This is a genomic window from Pararhizobium sp. P1_E7 (assembly GCF_056405855.1).
The window spans coordinates 1-19,254 of sequence record NZ_JBFUBH010000032.1 but is presented as its reverse complement, the minus strand read 5'-3'; the positions used below and the strand labels follow the sequence as shown (position 1 = coordinate 19,254).

General features: G+C 60.2%; 18 protein-coding genes, 1 tRNA gene and 1 riboswitch. Of the genes, 13 read left to right on the top strand and 6 right to left on the bottom strand.

Annotated elements, in window-relative coordinates:
- Window positions 1-244: 244 nt before the first annotated feature.
- A tRNA-Thr gene (locus AC1D17_RS21065) sits at window positions 245-320 on the bottom strand.
- A 123-nt stretch (window positions 321-443) separates the two neighbouring features.
- On the bottom strand, window positions 444-1,403 hold the full coding sequence (locus AC1D17_RS21060) for an NAD(P)H-dependent flavin oxidoreductase (RefSeq protein ID WP_477567259.1): 960 nt from the start codon (window positions 1,401-1,403) through the stop codon (window positions 444-446).
- Between the two features lie 486 nt (window positions 1,404-1,889).
- Here AC1D17_RS21060 and AC1D17_RS21055 point away from each other — a divergent pair, with 486 nt between their 5' ends.
- Entirely contained in the window at window positions 1,890-3,035 is a 1,146-nt protein-coding gene (locus AC1D17_RS21055) for a biotin transporter BioY (protein WP_477567258.1), read from the top strand.
- A 29-nt stretch (window positions 3,036-3,064) separates the two neighbouring features.
- Here the strand turns inward: AC1D17_RS21055 and ppk2 are convergent, their stop codons facing one another.
- A complete protein-coding gene (gene ppk2 / locus AC1D17_RS21050) occupies window positions 3,065-3,946 on the bottom strand; it encodes a polyphosphate kinase 2 (protein WP_477567257.1) in 882 nt (293 codons plus the stop codon).
- 148 nt (window positions 3,947-4,094) lie between these two features.
- Here ppk2 and phoR point away from each other — a divergent pair, with 148 nt between their 5' ends.
- The 7 genes from phoR (at window position 4,095) to phoB (ending at window position 11,874) form a co-directional block, all read left to right on the top strand.
- The gene (gene phoR, locus AC1D17_RS21045) at window positions 4,095-5,336 is read left to right on the top strand and encodes a phosphate regulon sensor histidine kinase PhoR (protein WP_477567256.1); all 1,242 of its coding nucleotides are present in this window, start codon (window positions 4,095-4,097) and stop codon (window positions 5,334-5,336) included.
- 194 nt (window positions 5,337-5,530) lie between these two features.
- On the top strand, window positions 5,531-6,565 hold the full coding sequence (locus AC1D17_RS21040) for a substrate-binding domain-containing protein (RefSeq protein WP_477567255.1): 1,035 nt from the start codon (window positions 5,531-5,533) through the stop codon (window positions 6,563-6,565).
- 100 nt (window positions 6,566-6,665) lie between these two features.
- Entirely contained in the window at window positions 6,666-8,150 is a 1,485-nt protein-coding gene (gene pstC, locus AC1D17_RS21035; RefSeq protein ID WP_477567254.1) for a phosphate ABC transporter permease subunit PstC, read from the top strand.
- Window positions 8,147-9,469, top strand: coding sequence for a phosphate ABC transporter permease PstA (gene pstA, locus AC1D17_RS21030; protein WP_477567253.1), 1,323 nt, complete (start codon window positions 8,147-8,149; stop codon window positions 9,467-9,469). The genes pstC and pstA overlap by 4 nt, the downstream gene beginning before the upstream one ends.
- Window positions 9,470-9,481: 12 nt before the next feature.
- The gene (pstB, locus tag AC1D17_RS21025; protein ID WP_477567252.1) at window positions 9,482-10,297 is read left to right on the top strand and encodes a phosphate ABC transporter ATP-binding protein PstB; all 816 of its coding nucleotides are present in this window, start codon (window positions 9,482-9,484) and stop codon (window positions 10,295-10,297) included.
- Between the two features lie 76 nt (window positions 10,298-10,373).
- Complete coding sequence (gene phoU / locus AC1D17_RS21020; protein ID WP_477567251.1) at window positions 10,374-11,084, top strand: phosphate signaling complex protein PhoU; 711 nt, start codon at window positions 10,374-10,376, stop codon at window positions 11,082-11,084.
- 106 nt (window positions 11,085-11,190) lie between these two features.
- Window positions 11,191-11,874: a phosphate regulon transcriptional regulator PhoB gene (phoB, locus tag AC1D17_RS21015; RefSeq protein ID WP_062583052.1), complete on the top strand. Its 684-nt coding sequence runs from the start codon at window positions 11,191-11,193 to the stop codon at window positions 11,872-11,874.
- Between the two features lie 68 nt (window positions 11,875-11,942).
- On the opposite strand, the gene AC1D17_RS21010 is transcribed toward phoB, so the two are convergent.
- Entirely contained in the window at window positions 11,943-12,479 is a 537-nt protein-coding gene (locus AC1D17_RS21010; protein WP_477567250.1) for a GcrA family cell cycle regulator, read from the bottom strand.
- 433 nt (window positions 12,480-12,912) lie between these two features.
- On the opposite strand from AC1D17_RS21010, the gene AC1D17_RS21005 reads away from it, so the two are divergent.
- The 3 genes from AC1D17_RS21005 to AC1D17_RS20995 all read left to right on the top strand — a co-directional run bounded on the left by AC1D17_RS21005 (window position 12,913) and on the right by AC1D17_RS20995 (window position 16,434).
- On the top strand, window positions 12,913-14,112 hold the full coding sequence (locus tag AC1D17_RS21005) for an acetylornithine transaminase (RefSeq protein WP_477567249.1): 1,200 nt from the start codon (window positions 12,913-12,915) through the stop codon (window positions 14,110-14,112).
- Between the two features lie 45 nt (window positions 14,113-14,157).
- Window positions 14,158-15,072 carry an ornithine carbamoyltransferase gene (gene argF / locus AC1D17_RS21000; protein WP_477567248.1) on the top strand — a complete coding sequence of 305 codons (915 nt, stop codon included), beginning with the start codon at window positions 14,158-14,160 and terminating at the stop codon, window positions 15,070-15,072.
- 372 nt (window positions 15,073-15,444) lie between these two features.
- Entirely contained in the window at window positions 15,445-16,434 is a 990-nt protein-coding gene (locus AC1D17_RS20995; RefSeq protein WP_477567247.1) for an Hsp33 family molecular chaperone, read from the top strand.
- A 13-nt stretch (window positions 16,435-16,447) separates the two neighbouring features.
- Here the strand turns inward: AC1D17_RS20995 and apaG are convergent, their stop codons facing one another.
- Window positions 16,448-16,840 carry a Co2+/Mg2+ efflux protein ApaG gene (gene apaG, locus AC1D17_RS20990; protein ID WP_477567246.1) on the bottom strand — a complete coding sequence of 131 codons (393 nt, stop codon included), beginning with the start codon at window positions 16,838-16,840 and terminating at the stop codon, window positions 16,448-16,450.
- A gap of 96 nt (window positions 16,841-16,936) precedes the next feature.
- Between apaG and AC1D17_RS20985 the strand changes: the two genes are divergently transcribed.
- On the top strand, window positions 16,937-17,557 hold the full coding sequence (locus AC1D17_RS20985) for a CDP-alcohol phosphatidyltransferase family protein (protein ID WP_477567245.1): 621 nt from the start codon (window positions 16,937-16,939) through the stop codon (window positions 17,555-17,557).
- A gap of 49 nt (window positions 17,558-17,606) precedes the next feature.
- Here the strand turns inward: AC1D17_RS20985 and AC1D17_RS20980 are convergent, their stop codons facing one another.
- Window positions 17,607-18,791 (bottom strand): O-succinylhomoserine sulfhydrylase, encoded by a 1,185-nt coding sequence (locus AC1D17_RS20980; RefSeq protein WP_264220685.1) that lies wholly within the window; start codon window positions 18,789-18,791, stop codon window positions 17,607-17,609.
- A gap of 44 nt (window positions 18,792-18,835) precedes the next feature.
- Window positions 18,836-18,914, bottom strand: a riboswitch (SAM riboswitch).
- A gap of 107 nt (window positions 18,915-19,021) precedes the next feature.
- On the opposite strand from AC1D17_RS20980, the gene AC1D17_RS20975 reads away from it, so the two are divergent.
- Window positions 19,022-19,254, top strand: a 233-nt coding sequence (locus AC1D17_RS20975; protein ID WP_477567244.1) for a 2'-deoxycytidine 5'-triphosphate deaminase domain-containing protein, incomplete at its 3' end; no start/stop codon positions are given.

Sequence of the window (19,254 nt, the reverse complement as noted above, 5' to 3'; positions counted from 1 at the left end):
AAGCGTGTTCACCAATCATTGCCGATTTGGATTCTCGGACAAACACGCGCGCGCGAGGGCCGAATTGGCATTCGCTTCTTCCCGAAGTCACGGGGGAAACGGGCGATGTGCCTTCACCCATTCCTAGACGCCGAGGAGTTCAGAAATGTGGTAAATTTGACGGGCTGCGGCGACCCAACCTGCGAGCGGCCTCTCGGAGGAGGAATAGCAGCCTCGGGAAAGTGTCTTTTACAAGGGGGGTAACTGGTGCCGCTTGCAGGACTCGAACCTGCGACCCCATCATTACGAATGATGTGCTCTACCACCTGAGCTAAAGCGGCCAGCATGCGTTCCGCGGTGCCGCGAAACGATGTGTGAGGGGCTGATACCTGCAAACCGATGCGATTTCAAGCCATCAGTTTTAAGAACAGGAAAAAAGCTTGGGGCAATCGGAAGGGTGCTTTTTACACCGCCAGCCTTTGTCTCGCCGCCGCATATTCCAGGGTGAGCCGGTCGACGAGGCTGGCGGTGGGGGTGATCTCCGTCACGGCGCCGATGCCCTGGCCGCAGCCCCAGATATCCTTCCAGGCCTTGGCGCCGGTTGTCGCCGTCTCGAAATCCATCTTGGACGGGTCGGCTTCCGGCAGGTGATCGGGGTCCATGCCCGCCGCTATGATCGACGGCTTGAGGTAGTTGCCGGCGATGCCGGTGAAATAATTGGAATAGACGATGTCGCTGGCGCTGCTGTCGACGAGCATCTGCTTGTAGGCGTCGCTGGCGCGCGCTTCCGTGGTGGCGATGAAGGGCGAGCCGATATAGGCCATGTCGGCACCCATCGCCTGCGCGGCCAAAATCGCGCCGCCGGTGGATATCGCTCCGGACAGCAGCAACGGCCCGTCAAACCAGGTGCGGATCTCCTGAACGAGGGCGAAGGGCGACAGTGTGCCTGCATGGCCGCCTGCGCCGGCCGCAACCGCGATCAGCCCGTCGGCGCCCTTGCGGATGGCCGAGCTGGCGTGGCGGTTGTTGATCACGTCATGCAGCACGATACCGCCATAGGAGTGGATCGCCGCGTTGACCTCGGGCACGGCGCCCAGCGACGAAATGACGATCGGAACCTTGTATTTGACGCAGAGCATCAGATCGTGTTCGAGCCGCCGGTTGGACTTGTGGACAATCTGGTTGACGGCAAAGGGGGCAGCCGGCGCGCCGGGGTTGCGGCTGTTGTAGGCGCCAAGGTCTTCGGTAATCTCGGCCAGCCATTCATCCAGCTGGGCTTCCGGCCGGGCGTTGAGCGCCGGAAACGAACCGACAACGCCGGCTTTGCACTGTGCCAGCGTCAGGGCCGGATGCGATATGATGAAAAGCGGCGCGGCGACGACGGGCAGCCGCGTTGTGCCGTTGAGAATGGCTGGCAGGGACAAAATTCACTCCCGGTTTGTTCTTTGACGTTTCCGTAAACGTAAGAACTTTAGCAGCGGCTTTGTGTTTTGCAAAGCCGCTTTGTTTCGGTTGAAGCCCCCGGATACGCGAAAAAGCTCCGGGTTTTCCCCGGCGCTGGCAGTCAGTTTGCTGCGCAAGGCTTGCAGATCGGGGCGTCAACCGTTACCCAATTGTTAACACATCCAAAAGCGGCCGGAGCGATCGTCTGGCACAATGGCGGATGGCTTGTAGCATCGAGGCCCGGCTACTGCATAATTCCTTAAGTCGGAATCGACTTAAGAAAAAATTATGCGGCAGATTTAAAAGCGCTACAGCGACCTTTGCGCGTCATGAATGGCGCGCGGCGCTGTAGGGCGCCAGGCTTCGGGGCAAGATTTGATTGCATGTCTGCGCGGCCGGGCGGCTTTGCCCGGGGCGCGGCATGCTTTTGCAGGATTGCGGAATGCCTGCACCAAGAAGGACGAATAGTGAGCGGACTGGAAACTGCCATCAGACATGCGCTGGAACGCTCCGAGAGGGCGAATTCCGAAACGCGCGCGCGGATCTATCAATCGGCGCGCAACGCGCTTGAGGCTGGCCTTCGAAAACAGGATGTGCACGATCCCGAGGTGATCGCCCAGCAGCGCCACCGGCTGGAAGCCGTCATCCACGCCATCGAGCTGGAGGAGCGGGCCAGCCTGAAGGCGGCCGCGTCCGTGCCGCCACCGATCCGCGCCGAGGCTGCGGACCGCCAGAGCCCGGTGCCTTCGGCGGCGCTTGATCACGACATCCACATGCCGCCCGAACGAAGTGACGATTTGGGCAGCGGCCCTGTCGCCGATGGCGGGCTTGCGGGCTTGCGCCCGGAGCGCCGCGAAGGACAGCGTGTTGCCGAAGCAGCACCCGCTGCACCGGTTACCGGCAAACGCGGCAAGGCTGCCAAAGCCGAAACAGCAGCGGCAAAACCGCGCCGGCGCAAGCGGGGAAGCTTTCTCTCCTTCGTCATGGTGGTGACGACGCTGGTCGCTGCCTTTGTCATGGCGGCCTGGTGGGTTGAAACCAGCGGGCTTTTGAAGTCGGCGGCGGAGCGCGATACCGGTGTCGCCAATCCGCCCGCGACGGTGCAATCGGAGGATTTCGATGCCGAGGCGGGCCTGAAGACGCTTGGAGCGCAGTCGGGTTTCTCCGGCGATTGGCTTGATGTCTTCACGCCCACAGATGCGGGCAATGTCAAGGCGGGCAGCGGCGCCACTGCCGATCCTGTCAGCGACGAGCGCGGCACGCGCCTTCATATCACATCGGCAACGGCGGATGCCGGCGGTAACGTGTCAATCGAGATACCGGCTTCGGTGCTTGCGCAGATTTCCGGCAAGACATCGACCGTTGCCGTGAGCGTCCAGGCCGACACCGGCAAGCAGACGCAGTTTTCCGTCGAATGCGATTTTTCCTCGCTCGGCGATTGCGGCCGTCACCGGTTCACGGTGAATGAGGAAAAGAGCGACATGCTGTTCCAGGTGACGTTCGAGCGCAGCCTTGCGCCGAGTTCACCCGGCCATATCCTCATCAACAGCGATGTCACCGGTTCCGGCAACGGCCTCAACGTCTTTGCGGTCCGGATACTGCCCGGCCAATAGGATTTTCCGGCTCTACTGCGAAGCCGCGGCTATTTTACGAAGCCGTGGCCGAAGCCGAGGATCTTGCCGTCGATCTCGCCGATCGCGCTCTTGTCCTTGCCATCATAGTCGAGTGAATTCAGAAGGTGGCGGATGAGGTTCAGGTGCGCGCGCTTCTTGTCGTTGGCGCGAACGACGGTCCAGGGCGCGTGCTCCGTATGCGTCTCCCGCAGCATGGTGTCGCGCGCCTCGGTGTAATCGTCCCATTTCGTCAAAGCTGCGATATCCATCGGCGAGAGCTTCCAGACCTTCAACGGATCGTGACGGCGGTCGTGGAACCGTTTCAATTGCATCTCGCGGCCGATATCCAGCCAGAACTTGAAAAAGAAAATCTCGTCGCCCGTAATCAGCTTCTCCAGCCGGGGCGTCTGGCTCAGGAACTTCTTGTGTTGATCGGGTGTGCAGAACCCCATGACCGGTTCGACGCCGCCGCGATTGTACCAGGAGCGGTCGAACATCACGAATTCACCGGCGGTCGGGAAATGCGAGATGTAACGTTGATAATACCACTGCCCCCGTTCGGTTTCGGTTGGTTTGGGCAGCGCAACAACGCGGGCGGAGCGGGGGTTGATATAGGACCGGATGGCGTAGATGGAGCCGCCCTTGCCGGCCGCATCGCGCCCCTCGAACAGGGCGATCACACGTTTTCCGGTTGCCTGCAGCCAGAACTGGACCTTCACCAATTCGATCTGCAGTTTTTCGAGAAGATCGTCATAGTCGTCGCCGTCGAATTTTTTCTCGTAGGGAAAGTCTCCCGAAGCCAGCGCCTTGTCGTCGATCCAGTCGGGCAGCTTCGGATTGTCGATGTCGAAAACCCGGTTCTTGCCATTGATCACCAGCTCGACCGGCTTGTTTTCTTCCATATCCGCCATGGCGTATCCTCGCTGAATGCATTGTACGGCCGGCCGCCGATTTCACGGGAGGAGGCCACAATTGCATTGCGAATTCAAGCATGCCGTGAAAATCATGTCATGAACCTCCGCTATCACCGGTCAATTGCACCGTGCACGTGAGAAGATTTTGGAAAATACAAAAACAGTCTGGGAGCGCCTGAAGACGACAGCCAGGTCGGAGATGTGGGTCATCGGCCTGTCCGTTGCCGCCGCCGGAGGTCTTGTTCTCTTCGGTATTCATACGGCAGCCGTGCTGCTGTTCTGGCTCGTCTGGATGATCGTCCTGTTCAATCGGTCCACCGATCCCAAGCCGCCCGTACCGGCAGTGGCGCCCTCTGTGGTGAAGGAAACGGATTTCGGGATACTTGCGACGGCCTTCAATGCGCTCGACACCCCCATTTTGGTGGTGGCGCCGGATGAAACCGTCCTTTTGCAGAACCAGGCGGCGGAAAAAGCCTTCGGCACCATCCCGCCGAACACCGACCTGTCGGCCAGGGTCCGTTCGCCCGGCATACTCGATATGGTCCGCGAAACCATCGTCACCGGCAAGGTCAACCAGATAGAACATTCGGAACGCTTCCCATCCGAGGCGGTCTATATCGTTCGGGTCGCGCCGGCGGAGATCGGCCAACGGGCCGATGAGCGGCTTTACATCCTGTCCTACCGCGATATTTCCCAGGCGCGGCGCATCGACCGGATGCGGTCCGATTTCGTCGCCAACGCGAGCCACGAGTTGAGGACACCATTGGCCTCGTTGCGCGGTTTTATCGAGACGTTGCAGGGCCCTGCGCGAAACGACCAGAAGGCGCACGAAAAGTTCCTCGGTATCATGCATGAACAGGCGACACGGATGAGCCGGCTGGTCGATGATCTCCTGTCTTTGTCGCGGCTGGAGTTGAAATCCCATATTGCGCCGGACGAGGCGATCAACCTGGCGCCGCTGCTCGGCCATGTTCTCGATACGCTGTCGCCGCTTGCCGAGGATGTCGGTGTCGAGATTTCACTGATCGTGCCGGATGATCCGGTGATCGTGCAGGGGGATCGCGACGAGTTGACGGAAGTGTTCGAGAACCTGATCGAAAATGCCTGCAAATACGGCCAGGAGGGCAAAAAGGTCGAGGTCGCGCTTTCAGGTGGTGGCGATGCGCCCGCAGAGGTTTCGGTTCGCGATCACGGGCCTGGCATTGCGGCGGAGCACGTTCCGCGGATCACCGAACGATTCTATCGGGTTAACGTCGAAGCCAGCCGATCGAAAAAAGGCACCGGTCTGGGGCTTGCCATCGTCAAGCATATCTTGACCCGGCATCGCGCCAGACTGCTGGTTCAGTCCGAAGTCGGCAAGGGTACGGTCTTTACGGTGAGGTTTTGACACAAACCCATCGCCTGAAAAGTCACATGTCAAAAATACACAGTTATTTCAAATAGTTGATATGTCACAAATGTTTCGTCAAGTTGACATAAAAGGTGTGGGCATCGGGCGCTAACTAGGGCGGCCGATCGACACGGCGAAAGCGAGCGCTGGTGAAAAGCGCACCCACACAAGCCCATTATGGGAGTATTCTGATGAAGTCCTTGAAACTTACTGTTGCAGCTCTGGTTGCATCCGCCGCTTTTGCTGGCGTTGCCATTGCTCGCGACCAGATCCAGGTTGCCGGTTCCTCGACCGTTCTTCCCTACGCAAAGATTGTTGCCGAAACGTTCGGCGAAACCTTCCCCGACTTCAAGACCCCGGTTGTTGAATCCGGCGGCACCGGTGCCGGCCTGAAGGAATTCTGCAAGGGCGTTGGCCCGGACACGATCGATATCGCCAACGCATCGCGCAAGATCAAGGACAGCGAGCTGGAAACCTGCAAGGCAGCCGGCGTCACTGAAGTCCAGGAAGTCAAGATCGGTTATGACGGCATCGTCTTCGCAACGGATAAGGGCAATGCCGATCTGAAGCTCGTCCCGAAGGACCTCTACCTGGCGCTCGCCGCTGAACTGGTTGTCGACGGCAAGCTCGTTGCCAACCCTTACAAGAAGTGGTCGGAAGTCAACAAGGACCTGCCGGACGTTGAAATCGCCGCTTACATCCCGGGCGAAAAGCACGGCACGCGCGAAGTCTTCGACGAAAAGATGCTGGCCCACGGCTGCAAGGACGCGGGTGCTGACGTCGCCATCAAGGCTCTTATTCCCGACGCAAAGGAAGCTGCCAAGAAGTGCATCGCTGTTCGTAAGGACGGTCTGGCGATCGATATCGACGGCGACTACACCGAAACACTCGCTCGTATCGCTTCCAACAAGAACGGTATCGGCGTTTTCGGCCTGTCCTTCTATGAAAACAACGCTGACAAGCTGAAGGTTGCGACCGTCAGCGGTATCGTTCCGTCGGTCGAAACGATTGCTTCGGGCGAATATCCGGTTTCCCGCCCGCTGTTCTTCTACGTCAAGAAGGCTCACCTCGGCGTTATCCCGGGCCTGAAGGAATATGTTGAATTCTTCCTCGACGACCAGATGGTCGGCCCGGATAGCCCGCTGGCTGCCTATGGTCTCGTTCCGGCTCCGGACGCCGAGCGCGAAGCTGACCGCAAGGCCTTCACCGACGGCAACATGCTCTAATACACCTCAAAAATCCGGCACGGCAGTTTTGCCGTGCCGGACCTCCCGAGTATGCGGATTTGCCGGCTTTCATGTTTGACAAGGCCGGGGGGACATATCGATGAGCACTTCTCTTATTCTTTTGATCATTTTGATCGTTGGCCTTGCGGCGTATTTTGCCGGCCGCGCACGGGCGATGGCCAGCTCCAAAGGCAAACTTTCCGCCCTGCATTCGCTTCCCGGTTATCATGGCGTCTATGTTGCCATCTGGGCGGTTTTGCCGGCTGCGTTCGTTCTTGCCGTCTGGCTGATCGCCAGCCCGTTTTTCGTTGAAAATTCCGTTCGAACTGCTTTGCCGGAGAATGTGCGCAGCCAGGGCGGCGCGACCACCGAACTCATGCTCGGTCAGGTCATGCAGGTCGCCAACGGCTTGAAGCTGCTGAACAGCGACGAACTTGCGGCCGTCACAAGTGGCTCCAGCAACCTTCGCGATGCCTTGGCGGCCAAGGGCGTGCCGATGGCAAATGCCGGCGAGCCTTACATGGTCGAGGCAGCGCAGCAGTACAACTCTCTGAAGGATGGCAGCCGGTGGACAATGAGCGCCGTCGTGCTGATCATCGCGATCGCCGGCGCCGTTTTCGCCATTCGCGGCATCAGCGCGCCGTTCCGGGCCAGAAACCGGGTCGAGCGCGTCATGCTCGGTGCCCTCCTGGTGGCATCTTCCATCGCGATCCTGACGACAGTCGGTATCGTCGGCTCCATGCTGTCTGAGGCGATCCGCTTCTTCCAGTCGGTATCCCCCAGCGCGTTCTTCTTCGGCACGGTCTGGGATCCGCGGTTCTCGGCTGCGGGCAGCGGTGGCACGGAAGGACAGTTCGGACTTCTGCCGCTTCTGGCCGGCACCCTCTACATCGCTTTCGTCGCCATGCTGTTTGCGGTGCCTGTCGGCCTGTTCGCCGCCATCTACATGGCCGAGTACGCAAAGCCTGCGGTCCGCGGCATTGCCAAGCCGCTCCTTGAAATTCTCGCCGGCATCCCGACCATCGTCTACGGCTTCTTCGCGCTGGTGACGGTCGGGCCTTTCCTGCGCGATATCTCCGCTGAGCTGAACGGCCTGGTCACCGGGAACTACGTTAACTTCATCCAGGCGCAGAGCGTTCTCACCGCCGGTCTCGTCATGGGCATCATGCTGATCCCGTTCGTGTCGTCGCTGTCGGACGACATCATTACGCAGGTGCCGCGCTCGCTGCGTGACGGTTCGCTCGGCCTCGGCGCCACACGCTCCGAAACCATCAAGCGCGTTATCCTGCCGGCTGCTCTGCCCGGTATCGTCGGCGCCTTGCTGCTGACGGCCTCGCGTGCTGTCGGTGAAACCATGATCGTGGTGCTGGCTGCAGGTGTTGCTGCCCGCATGCAGCTCAACCCGTTCGAAGCGATGACCACGGTCACCGTCAAGATCGTCAATCAGCTGACGGGCGACCTCGAGTTCAACTCGCCGCAGACACTGGTGGCGTTCGCGCTGGGCATCACACTGTTTGCCATCACGCTCTGCCTCAACATCTATGCACTCTACATCGTGCGCAAGTATCGGGAACAGTACGAATGACCGACATGACATCCTCCGTACAGTCCTCCTTCGTGCGCCCGGCGCAGGCAAGACGCGATATCGGCATCAAGAAGCGCTACGCTGCCGAACGCCGCTTCAAGGCTTATGGGCTCATCGCCATCCTGATCGGTCTGTTCTTCCTGTTCGTTCTTTTGTGGACTGTCGTCTCCAAGGGCTACACGGCCTTCCAGCAGACGGCGATCACGCTGCCGATCGAGTTTTCGGAAAAGATCATCGATCCGAAGAACGAGCGTGGTGCAAATCCCACCAAGCTGATGACGGCGAACTATCCGCTTCTGGTGCGCGATGCGCTGGTCAAGGCTCTCGATATCGATCCCGCCAACAAGCCGCTCGTCAAGCAGGCGACGGACATGGTCTCGGCAAGCGCCCGGACGCAGCTTCGCGATCTGGTCGTTGCCAATCCCACACTCATCGGCACGACTGCCAATGTCTCCCTGCTGGCGGAAGGCAATATCGACAGCGCCAACAAGGGGCAGATCGACCTGACCGTTGCCGAGGCCAACCGCAAGGTGAAGGACCAGCAACTCGAATGGATGAAAAAGCTGTCCGAGACCGGTGCCATGGCCAAGCAGTTCAACACCGGCCTGTTCACCTATGGCGCATCGAGCCGGCCTGAAGCTGCGGGCATCGGCGTCGCTGCCCTCGGTTCGCTCTATATGATGCTGATCGTCCTGGCGCTTGCCCTTCCGATCGGCGTTGCAGCATCGATCTACCTGGAAGAGTTCGCGCCCAAGAACAGGCTGACAGACCTCATCGAGGTCAATATCAACAACCTCGCGGCTGTTCCGTCGATCGTCTACGGTCTGCTTGGCCTGTCGATCTTCATCAACTTCGCCGGCATGCCCCGTTCGGCCGCTGTCGTGGGTGGCCTTGTCCTGACGCTGATGACGCTTCCGACGATTATCATCGCCACGCGTGCAGCCTTGAAGGCAGTCCCGCCGTCGATCCGCTCGGCCGCTCTTGGCCTGGGTGCCTCGAAGATGCAGACGATTTTCCACCATGTCCTGCCGCTGGCCATGCCGGGCGTCCTGACAGGAACCATCATCGGTCTGGCGCATGCGCTCGGTGAAACCGCGCCGCTGCTCCTGATCGGCATGGTGGCCTTCGTGGTCGACTATCCCGGCTCGCCGATGGAGCCGTCCACTGCCTTGCCGGTCCAGATCTATATGTGGGCCAACGAAGCCGAACGTGCATTTGTCGAACGGACTTCGGGTGCGATCATGATCCTCTTGATCTTCCTCGTCGTCATGAACCTTGGCGCAATCCTGTTGCGGCGTCGCTTTGAGCGGCGCTGGTAGTGAGGTAGAAACATGAACATGATGTCAGAAGCAGCAGTTGAAAAGGCGCTGGACCAGAAAATGAACACTGTTCCTTTCAAGATGATCGGAAAGGACGTTTCGGTTTATTACGGCGAGAAGCGTGCGCTTTTCGATGTGAACCTCAACGTTCGCGAAAACACGGTCACCGCGCTGATCGGCCCGTCGGGCTGCGGCAAGTCGACGTTCCTGCGGACCCTCAACCGCATGAACGACACGATCGACGGCTGCCGAGTCACCGGCAAGATTACCCTCGACGACGGTGACATCTACGACCCGAGCATCGACGTCGTTGAACTTCGCGCCCGCGTCGGCATGGTCTTCCAGAAGCCCAACCCGTTCCCCAAGTCGATTTACGAGAACGTCACCTACGGTCCGAAGATCCATGGTCTCGCCCGCACCAAGGCTGAACTTGACCAGATCGTCGAGTCGAGCCTGCAGAAGGCCGGTCTCTGGAACGAGGTCAAGGACCGCCTGCATGAATCCGGCACCGGTCTCTCCGGCGGTCAGCAGCAGCGCCTGTGCATTGCCCGCGCCGTCGCCGTCAGCCCGGAAGTCATTCTGATGGATGAGCCCTGTTCGGCGCTGGACCCGATCGCGACCGCCAAGGTGGAAGAGCTGATCCACGAACTGCGCACGAACTTTACGATCGTCATCGTCACGCACTCGATGCAGCAGGCTGCACGCGTGTCGCAGCGCACCGCCATGTTCCACCTCGGCAATCTCGTCGAGGAAAACGACACCGACAAGATGTTCACCAATCCGGACGACCAGCGTACCCAGGACTACATCATGGGCCGTTTCGGCTGAAGGCGCTTCCCCACCCTTCCATGCCGGCAGGGTGGCGGTCTTCCAACCCGGATTGTGATCGCAAGGAAAAACAATCATGTCTACGCACATTGCTTCCGTCTATGACGAAGATCTGAAGTACCTGACCCGCCGCATCTCCGAGATGGGCGGTCTGGCCGAACAGATGGTGGCCGAATCCGTGCGCGCCCTGGTCAATTCCGACCTGGCGCTCGCCCAGAAGGTCATCTCCGACGACACCATCCTCGACGAGGCCGAGCGCCAGATCGGCGAGAAGGCGATCGTCACCATCGCAAAACGCCAGCCGGTCGCCGCCGACCTGCGGGAAATCATGGGGTCGATCCGCATCGCGGCCGATCTGGAGCGGGTCGGCGATCTCGGTAAGAACACTGCCAAGCGCGTCATCGCCGTTTCCAGCGCCAGCCTGCCGCGCCAGCTTGCCCGCGGCCTCGAGCATCTGGCCGAGCTTGCGCTCGTCCAGCTCAAGGAAGTGCTCGACGTCTATGCTTCGCGCTCGCCGGAAAAGGCCAACAGCATTCGCGAACGCGACGGCGAGATCGATGCGATCTATACGTCGCTGTTTCGCGAACTGCTGACTTACATGATGGAAGATCCGCGCAACATCACACCCTGCACGCATCTTCTGTTCTGCGCCAAGAACATCGAGCGCATCGGCGACCACGCCACCAACATCGCCGAAACCATCTACTACATGGCGACCGGCGCGCAACCCGTTGGTGAGCGTCCGAAGGACGATACAGCCAACACCGTCGGCGCGATCGGCAATTGATCGCGTGATTAAGTAAGTAAAGCCTTACGTAATGACTGCGCGAGCGGCCGCTGGAGCCGCTCGGCAAGCCTTCGGCCAGCCGGCCGGGCGCCTAGGAGCTGACTGCATGTTGCCAAGAATTGCCGTTGTTGAAGATGAAGAGGCGCTTAGCGTTCTCCTCAGATACAATCTTGAGGCCGAAGGGTTCGAAGTCGATACGATCAATCGTGGCGACGAGGCGGAAATGCGCCTGCAGGAACGCCTACCCGATCTCCTGATCCTCGATTGGATGCTGCCGGGCGTTTCCGGCATCGAACTCTGCCGCAGGCTGCGCCAGCGCTCTGAGACAGAGCGCCTGCCGATCATCATGCTGACGGCACGCGGCGAGGAAAGCGAGCGCGTCCGCGGGCTTGCCACCGGCGCCGATGACTATGTGGTCAAGCCGTTCTCGACGCCGGAACTCATGGCGCGGGTCAAGGCGATGCTGCGCCGGGCCAAGCCCGAAGTGCTGTCGACGCTGCTGAAATGCGGCGATATCGAACTCGACCGCGAAACCCACCGCGTTCACCGCAAGACCCGTGAAGTCCGCCTCGGACCGACGGAGTTCCGTCTGCTCGAATTCTTCATGGCCTCGCCGGGCCGTGTCTTCTCGCGTTCGCAGCTGCTGGACGGTGTCTGGGGTCACGACATCTATGTCGACGAGCGCACGGTGGACGTCCATGTCGGCCGTTTGCGCAAGGCTCTGAATTTTTCCAACATGCAGGATGTGATCCGCACAGTGCGCGGCGCAGGCTATTCGTTGGAAAGCTGAGCTTCTGTATTGCCCAGACGTAGAAAAGGGGCCGCTTGGGCCCCTTTTTCGTAAAAAGCAATCCGGCCTCAGCGTGCCCGGCGGCGCTCCGCGGAAGGCTGGTAGGCCAGCTTGGCGTGGAACGTGCAGTAGGGCGACGTGTCCGGGGAGTCGTTGCCGCAGAAGTGGAATTCTTCTTTCATCGGATCGCCGATCGGCCATTTGCAGGTGCGGTCGGTCAGCTGCGTCAGTGCCAGGCGGCGCGACATCGGAACAACGACGTTGTTGCCCGCCGGTGCTGCTTCCTGATCCTCGATCGCGTCGATTTCCAATTCTTCCTTCATGACGGCTGCACCGGTGGTGCGCGTCATTGTGCGGGTGGCGGTCATGCGCGATGCGGTGTAGTTGTTCGGTGCGCGGGGAGCTGCGGCAGGCGCGGGGCGTTTTGCCCGTGCCGTGGTCGTGCTGCCGCCAGCCTTGGCGCGGCCCGGCAGGCAGAGCCGGTGAACCTTGCCGATGACGGCATTGCGGCTGACGCCGCCGAGCTGCGCAGCGATCTGGCTCGCGCTCAAACCTTCGGACCACAATTTCTTGAGTTTTTCGACCCGCTCGTCAGTCCAATTCATGGTCTTGTCTCCATTCCCAGCGTTGGTGATGGTCGAATCCTCCACCGAGCCCTGGATGTGCTCCGAGGCTGAAACGCGATAACACTTTTGGTGACTAGGTCCGCCGCATGCGTTCTAGTAATTGTTTCTTAACGTAGAGCCCGGGGGACTCGCTGACAAGAGTCCGGGGAATCCCGCCGAATCGATTTCTGAGTTTTCCCCAACTTGCTTGCGATGCGTGGCATTTTTGCAAGGGTATCCGGCTAAAAAAAATCGCTTCCGCTGTGTCTGCCCGAATTGCCGGAAATCATGGGCTTTTGTTGACATTGCAGTGCGAAATGAAGATAGTGCCCCTGCCGCCGCGAGGCGGCATTTTGATTTTTTACGGGCTGCCCGCAGCCTCGTTGAGGATCTGGTTGTATAATTGCCGTGATGGTTTGAGGAGACACGCGCCATGGCCGATGCCACGCCGCTTTATGACACATATGCCCGTGCGCCCTTGCGGTTCGAGCGCGGCGAAGGCGTCTGGCTGATCACTGAAGATGGCACGCGCTATCTCGATTTCGCCGCCGGTGTCGCGGTCAATTCGCTCGGTCATGCACATCCGCATCTTGTGTCGGCGTTGAAGGAGCAGGCGGACAAGGTCTGGCACCTGTCGAACCTTTATGAAGTCCCCGGCCAGGAAAGCCTCAGCCGCCGCCTGACGGAAGCGACCTTCGCCGACAAGGTGTTCTTCACCAATTCGGGTGCAGAGGCGCTTGAATGCGCCATCAAGACGGCGCGGCGCTATCACTTCGCCAAGGGCCAGCCAGAAAAATTCCATATTATTACCTTCGAAGGCGCCTTCCATGGCCGCACGCTGGCGACGATTGCTGCCGGCGGACAGGAAAAATATCTCGAAGGCTTCGGTCCGAAGGCGCCGGGCTTCTACCAGGTTCCGTTCGGCGACATGGGTGCCCTGAAGGCCGCTATCAGCGAAGAGACCGCCGCGATCCTGATCGAACCGATCCAGGGCGAGGGCGGCATCCRCACCGTGCCGAAGGAGTTCCTGCAGGAACTGCGCGCCCTTTGCGACGAATACGGCCTGCTGCTCATCCTCGACGAAGTCCAGTCCGGTGTCGGCCGGACCGGCAAGCTGTTCGCCCACGAATGGTCGGGCGTCGCGCCGGACATCATGGCTGTCGCCAAGGGCATAGGCGGCGGCTTCCCGCTTGGCGCCTGCCTTGCCACGGCCGAGGCGGCCTCAGGCATGGTTACCGGCACCCATGGCTCGACCTATGGCGGCAACCCGCTGGCCATGGCCGTCGGCAATGCCGTGCTGGATGTCATCCTTGCTGATGATTTCCTCCAGCATGTGCGCGATGTCTCGCTGGTGTTTCGCCAGGGGCTCGCATCGCTTGCCGATCGGTTCCCCGATGTCATCGAGGAAATCCGTGGCGAAGGCCTGATGCTCGGTATCAAGGCCAAGGTTCCGTCTGCCGATCTCCTGAAGGCCATCCGCGCCGAAAGACTGCTGGCCGTTCCGGCGGGCGAAAATGTCATCCGCCTGCTGCCGCCGCTGGTAACGAGCGCCGAGGAAGCCCGCGAAGGCCTGGCGCGGCTGGAGCGCGCGGCCGAACAGCTGACTGTGGAACGACGACAGGCATCGGCCTGAACGACGTTTCGCTTGCACGCTGAAAAACACAGGACTTTGAATAGTATGAGTACCAGACATTTTCTCGATCTTTCTGCAATGACAGCAGCCGATCTTCGGTCGATCATCGAGGACGCCCGCGTCCGCAAGGCAGCCACCAAGGCAGGCACGGCTGAAAAGCCGCTGGCCGGCAAGATGCTGGCGATGATCTTTGAAAAACCCTCGACACGCACCCGCGTATCCTTCGATGTCGGCATGCGCCAGCTCGGCGGCGAGACGCTGTTCCTCTCCGGCACCGAAATGCAGCTGGGCCGCGCCGAAACCATCGGCGATACCGCCAAGGTTCTTTCCCGCTATGTCGACGCCATCATGATCCGCACGACCGACCACAACCGGTTGCTGGAGCTTGCCGAACACGCCACGGTGCCGGTCATCAACGGCCTGACGGATACGACGCATCCCTGCCAGATCATGGCCGATATCATGACGTTCGAAGAGCATTCGGGTCCGGTGAAGGGCAAGACCATCGCCTGGACCGGAGACGGCAACAATGTGCTGCACTCCTTCGTCGAAGGCTCGGCCCGTTTCGGCTACCGGATGAACATGGCCGTGCCGCTCGGTTCCGAACCTGACGACAAGATCCTCAACTGGGCCCGCAACAATGGCGGCGACATCAAGCTCTGTCACGATGCCGATCAGGCCGTTGCCGGCGCCCATTGCGTGGTCACAGACACCTGGGTGTCGATGAACCAGGAACATCGCGCCCGCGGCCACAACGTCTTCCAGCCGTTCCAGGTCAATGCCGGACTGATGGCAAAGGCCGACAAGGATGCGCTGTTCATGCACTGCCTGCCTGCCCATCGCGGCGAGGAAGTGACCGACGAGGTGATCGACGGCAAGCAGTCGGTGGTGTTCGACGAGGCCGAGAACCGGCTGCACGCGCAAAAGTCCGTTCTTGCCTGGTGTCTCGGCGCTCTTTAAGGCCCGTCGCGATCCTTCGGATCCGCTAGCCGCGCTTCAGATTTCCAGTCTTACGCATGTCGTTATCGCACACCGCCACACTTTTGCGCGACATGCTTCAGCGTCTTGCCCGGGATATTGAAAACCGGGCAGAGGCACACGATCTATGCAGCAAGTCGATAACCGGCAGGTGGCGCGTCCGCCTTTGCCGGTTATTCGTATTCAGACGTATCCATCCAACCGCTTCGCCGTCCCGATTGGAGGCGACAAAAGCGAGCAGCCGTTTTTTCCGGAACGATCTGGACAAAGACGGCCTGCGCAGGATCAATAGAAGCATCGGGCAATATCCCGGCCTTTATGGCGGGCGGACGTTCGAGGGCTAGGAGCAGAGCGATGACGGAAGCAAACTTGGGCCTCGGCCAGTTCGATTATGCCGGCGACGATCATGTCGTGCCGTTTCAGGTGGAAGGTCTTGATGTGCGCGGCCGCGCCGTCCAGCTTGGCCCGATGCTCGATGCAATCCTCGAGCGTCACAATTATCCCCTGCCGGTCGCCCGTCTTGTCGCTGAAGCGGTGGTGCTGACGGTGCTGCTCGGCACCTCGCTGAAATTCGAAGGCAAGCTGATCATCCAGACCAAGAGCAACGGCCCCGTCGATCTGGTCGTCGCCGATTTCGCGACACCGGACCGGGTGCGCGCCTATGCCCGCTACAACGAGGAGGCCCTCGCGATCGCCGAGCAGAATGGCCTGACCCAGCCGCAGCATCTGCTGGGCGACGGCGTCCTTGCGTTCACCATCGATCAGGGCGCGCATATGCAGCGCTACCAGGGCATCGTGCCGCTCGATGGGGCCTCGCTTGAGGAGATTGCCGGTGTTTACTTCCGCCAGTCGGAACAGATCCCGACAAAGGTGCGCCTCGGCGTTGCCGAATTGCTCGACCGTGATGAAAACGGCAAGCCGCGCCACCGCTGGCGGGCCGGCGGCATGGTTGCGCAATTCCTGCCGGACGCGCCGGATCGCATGCGCCAGGCGGATCTGCACGGTGGCGACGGCGATGATGGCAATAATGTCTTCGAAGTCGACGACCTGTGGGATGAAGCCAGCGTCATGGTCCAGACGATCGACGCCGACGAACTGACCGATCCGACGGTCGGCACGGAACGCTTGCTCTACCGGTTGTTCCACGAACGTGGCGTCAAGGTCTATCCGCCGCAGGCGGTCTATGACAAATGCAGCTGTTCGCGCGAGAAGCTGCGCGATGTGCTGGCAAGCCTCAGCCAGGACGATATCGATCATGCGGCCGAGAACGGAATGGTCTCGGTCACCTGCGAGTTCTGCTCGACGACCTACCGCTTCGAGGCGACGGAAGTGAAGCCGCAGTAAGAAGCTGCGGCCGTCAGTTCAGCGTCCGGTTCTGGCCGGGGGAATCGAGCGAAAAGGCGGGGATGTCGACGGTGAAGGTATCGCCTTGCGCGGTTTCCATCGAATAGTGACCGAACATCACCCCTGATGGTGTATCGAGCGGGCAGCCGGATGAATACTCATAGGTATCGCCGGGATTGAGGACCGGCTGCTCGCCGATGACGCCTGGTCCGTTGACTTCGTCCACCTGGCCGTTTTCGTCGGTGATATGCCAATAGCGCGTCATCAGTCTCACGGTCTCGCCGGACAGGTTCGAGATCAGGATGCGGTAGCCCCAGACGTAGCGGCCGTCATCCGGATCGGACTGCTCCTCCAGATAATAAGGCTCGACGGTCACCTCGATGTCGCGTGTCAGCGCGCGGTACATATGCAAACCCTTTTCAAGTCTATAGGCGATATTCTACAGCAAGATGGTTTCGTCAAGAATAACGCATAGGCCAAAGTGTAGGGATAGGGCACAGCAATGCTGGACCGTCATTTCAGGAAGCGGCTTGATCCCATGCTGGAGCACGCAGGCCGGGCTTTGGCCGGTCATGGCATCAGCGCGAATACCGTCACCGTCACCGGCTTCCTGATCGGTTTTGCAGCGGCAATATCTATTGTTCTCGACGCTTTCGCCCTGGGTTTTATTCTGATCGGCATAAGCCGGATCTGCGACGGGCTGGATGGGGCAGTCGCAAAGGCAACGGCGCAGACGGAGTTCGGCGGGTTCCTCGATATCCTGCTCGATTTCGCCTTCTATGGCCTCATTCCGTTCGCCTTCATCTTCGCCGATCCTTATGAAAACGGCGTTGCCGGCGGCCTTCTTTTGCTGACCCTCTACATCAATGGCGCAAGCTTTCTCGCCTTCGAGGCCATGGCGCAAAAGTGCAACCTGTCCACCGATGCGCGTGGCGCGAAATCGCTCTGTTTCACGGCCGGACTTGCCGAGGCAACCGAGACGATCGCCGTGTTCCTGGCTTTCTGCCTGTTCCCGCAATGGTTTTGCGAGATCGCGGTGATCTTCGCGCTCGTCTGTTTCTATTCGGCGCTGTCGCGCATCATGCTGGTACGGATAATCTTCAAAAGAGAAATCCAGGCATAAAAAAACGCCCGTATCCGGCAGGACACGGGCGTTTGACACTATCCGAAAATCAGGCCTGGACCGATTTCAGGGCGCGGGCGAAATCCTCGATCAGGTCTTCGCTGTCTTCGATCCCGGCCGAGAACCGCACGGTGCCGGGCGAGATGCCGAGCTCGGCGCGCGCTTCGTCGCTGAGGTTCTTGTGCGTCGTCGTTGCCGGATGGGTGATCAGGCTCTTGCTATCGCCGAGATTGTTGGAGATCAGCACGATATCCAGCGCATTCTGAAGCGCGAAGGCAGCCTCCTTGCCGCCCTTCAGCTCGAAGCAGACCAGCGTCGAGCCACCCTTCATCTGGCGGGCGATGATATCGGCCTGCGGATGGTCCTTTCGGCCGGGATAGATCACCTTGGCGACCTGGCTCTGCCCGGCGAGGAAGTCGGCAACGCGCGAAGCATTCTCGCTCTGCTGGCGCACGCGCAACGGCAGGGTTTCGATGCCCTTCAGAAGCGTCCAGGCGTTGAACGGCGACAAAGCCGGACCTGTGTGGCGGAAATAGTCGTGCAGGTGCTCGTTGATCCATTCCTTGTCGGACAGGATCACGCCGCCGAGGCACCGGCCCTGACCGTCGATATGCTTGGTCGCCGAATAAACGACGATATGGGCGCCGAGTTCCAGCGGCTTCTGGAGCAGAGGCGTCGCAAAGACGTTATCGACGATGACCTTGGCGCCGATCGCATTGGCGATCTTGGCGACGCCGGCGATATCGACCACTTCCAGTGTCGGGTTGGTCGGGCTTTCGAGGAAGAACACCTTGGTGTTCGGCTTGACGGCCTTTTCCCAGTTTTCAAGGAAGCGCCCGTCGATCAGCGTGAATTCGATGCCGTATTTCGGCGCCAGCGTTTCCACCACCCAGCGGCAGGAGCCGAACAAAGCGCGTGCGGCGACGATATGATCGCCGGCCTTCAGCTGGCAGAGGATGGCGGCAGAAACCGCGGCCATGCCGGACGCCGTGGCGCGCGCATCTTCGGCGCCCTCCAGCATGCACATGCGCTTTTCGAACATATCGTTGGTCGGGCTGCCATAGCGCGCATAGATGAAGCCGTCCGTCTCGCCTTTGAAGCGCGCTTCGGCGGCTTCCGAGCTGTCATATACGAAGCCCTGCGTCATGAAGATGGCTTCGGAGGTTTCACCATGGTTTGAACGGGTCGTGCCGCCGTGAACGAGCTGTGTCGCGGGGCGCCAATTGTTGCTCATCGATTGTCTCTTTCAAAACAAAAAAACCGGCCGCGTAAAGCAAGCCGGTTTCAAACCCGGCCTTTTTAGCTATTTGTTTAACGTGGCTGCAAGCCGACCGGCCAAATCACCACGGGATAAGTCAGTATTTACTGATTAGCGGCGCTTGCGTCAATTCCCGTGAACAACAAGATATGTCACAGGGACAATTTGGGTTATGACGTGCCGGTTGCGGCAAAAAGGAAGATGGAATGACGAGGGCCACAGGCATTCTAGCCGATCGCGCCATTAAAGCGCTGTTTGATGCGGGGCGGTTGAAAAGCGAGGCAAAGCTCGATACCGACCAGATCCAGCCGGCCAGCCTCGACCTGCGGCTCGGCTCCAAGGCCTTCCGCGTGCGCGCCAGCTTCATGCCCGGTCCCGGCCATCTGGTGGCCGACAAGCTCGACCGGTTGAAGCTGCACGTCATCGATCTCTCCGAAGG

Coding starts and splice junctions, on each gene's coding strand:
- ppk2 (WP_477567257.1), bottom strand. CDS start 3,946: ATGGCGGATATGGAAGAAAACAAGCCGGTCGAGCTGGTGATCAATGGC.
- AC1D17_RS21040 (WP_477567255.1), top strand. CDS start 5,531: ATGAAGTCCTTGAAACTTACTGTTGCAGCTCTGGTTGCATCCGCCGCT.
- pstC (WP_477567254.1), top strand. CDS start 6,666: ATGAGCACTTCTCTTATTCTTTTGATCATTTTGATCGTTGGCCTTGCG.
- pstA (WP_477567253.1), top strand. CDS start 8,147: ATGACCGACATGACATCCTCCGTACAGTCCTCCTTCGTGCGCCCGGCG.
- pstB (WP_477567252.1), top strand. CDS start 9,482: ATGAACATGATGTCAGAAGCAGCAGTTGAAAAGGCGCTGGACCAGAAA.
- phoU (WP_477567251.1), top strand. CDS start 10,374: ATGTCTACGCACATTGCTTCCGTCTATGACGAAGATCTGAAGTACCTG.
- phoB (WP_062583052.1), top strand. CDS start 11,191: ATGTTGCCAAGAATTGCCGTTGTTGAAGATGAAGAGGCGCTTAGCGTT.
- AC1D17_RS21010 (WP_477567250.1), bottom strand. CDS start 12,479: ATGAATTGGACTGACGAGCGGGTCGAAAAACTCAAGAAATTGTGGTCC.
- argF (WP_477567248.1), top strand. CDS start 14,158: ATGAGTACCAGACATTTTCTCGATCTTTCTGCAATGACAGCAGCCGAT.
- AC1D17_RS20995 (WP_477567247.1), top strand. CDS start 15,445: ATGACGGAAGCAAACTTGGGCCTCGGCCAGTTCGATTATGCCGGCGAC.
- apaG (WP_477567246.1), bottom strand. CDS start 16,840: ATGTACCGCGCGCTGACACGCGACATCGAGGTGACCGTCGAGCCTTAT.
- AC1D17_RS20985 (WP_477567245.1), top strand. CDS start 16,937: ATGCTGGACCGTCATTTCAGGAAGCGGCTTGATCCCATGCTGGAGCAC.
- AC1D17_RS20980 (WP_264220685.1), bottom strand. CDS start 18,791: ATGAGCAACAATTGGCGCCCCGCGACACAGCTCGTTCACGGCGGCACG.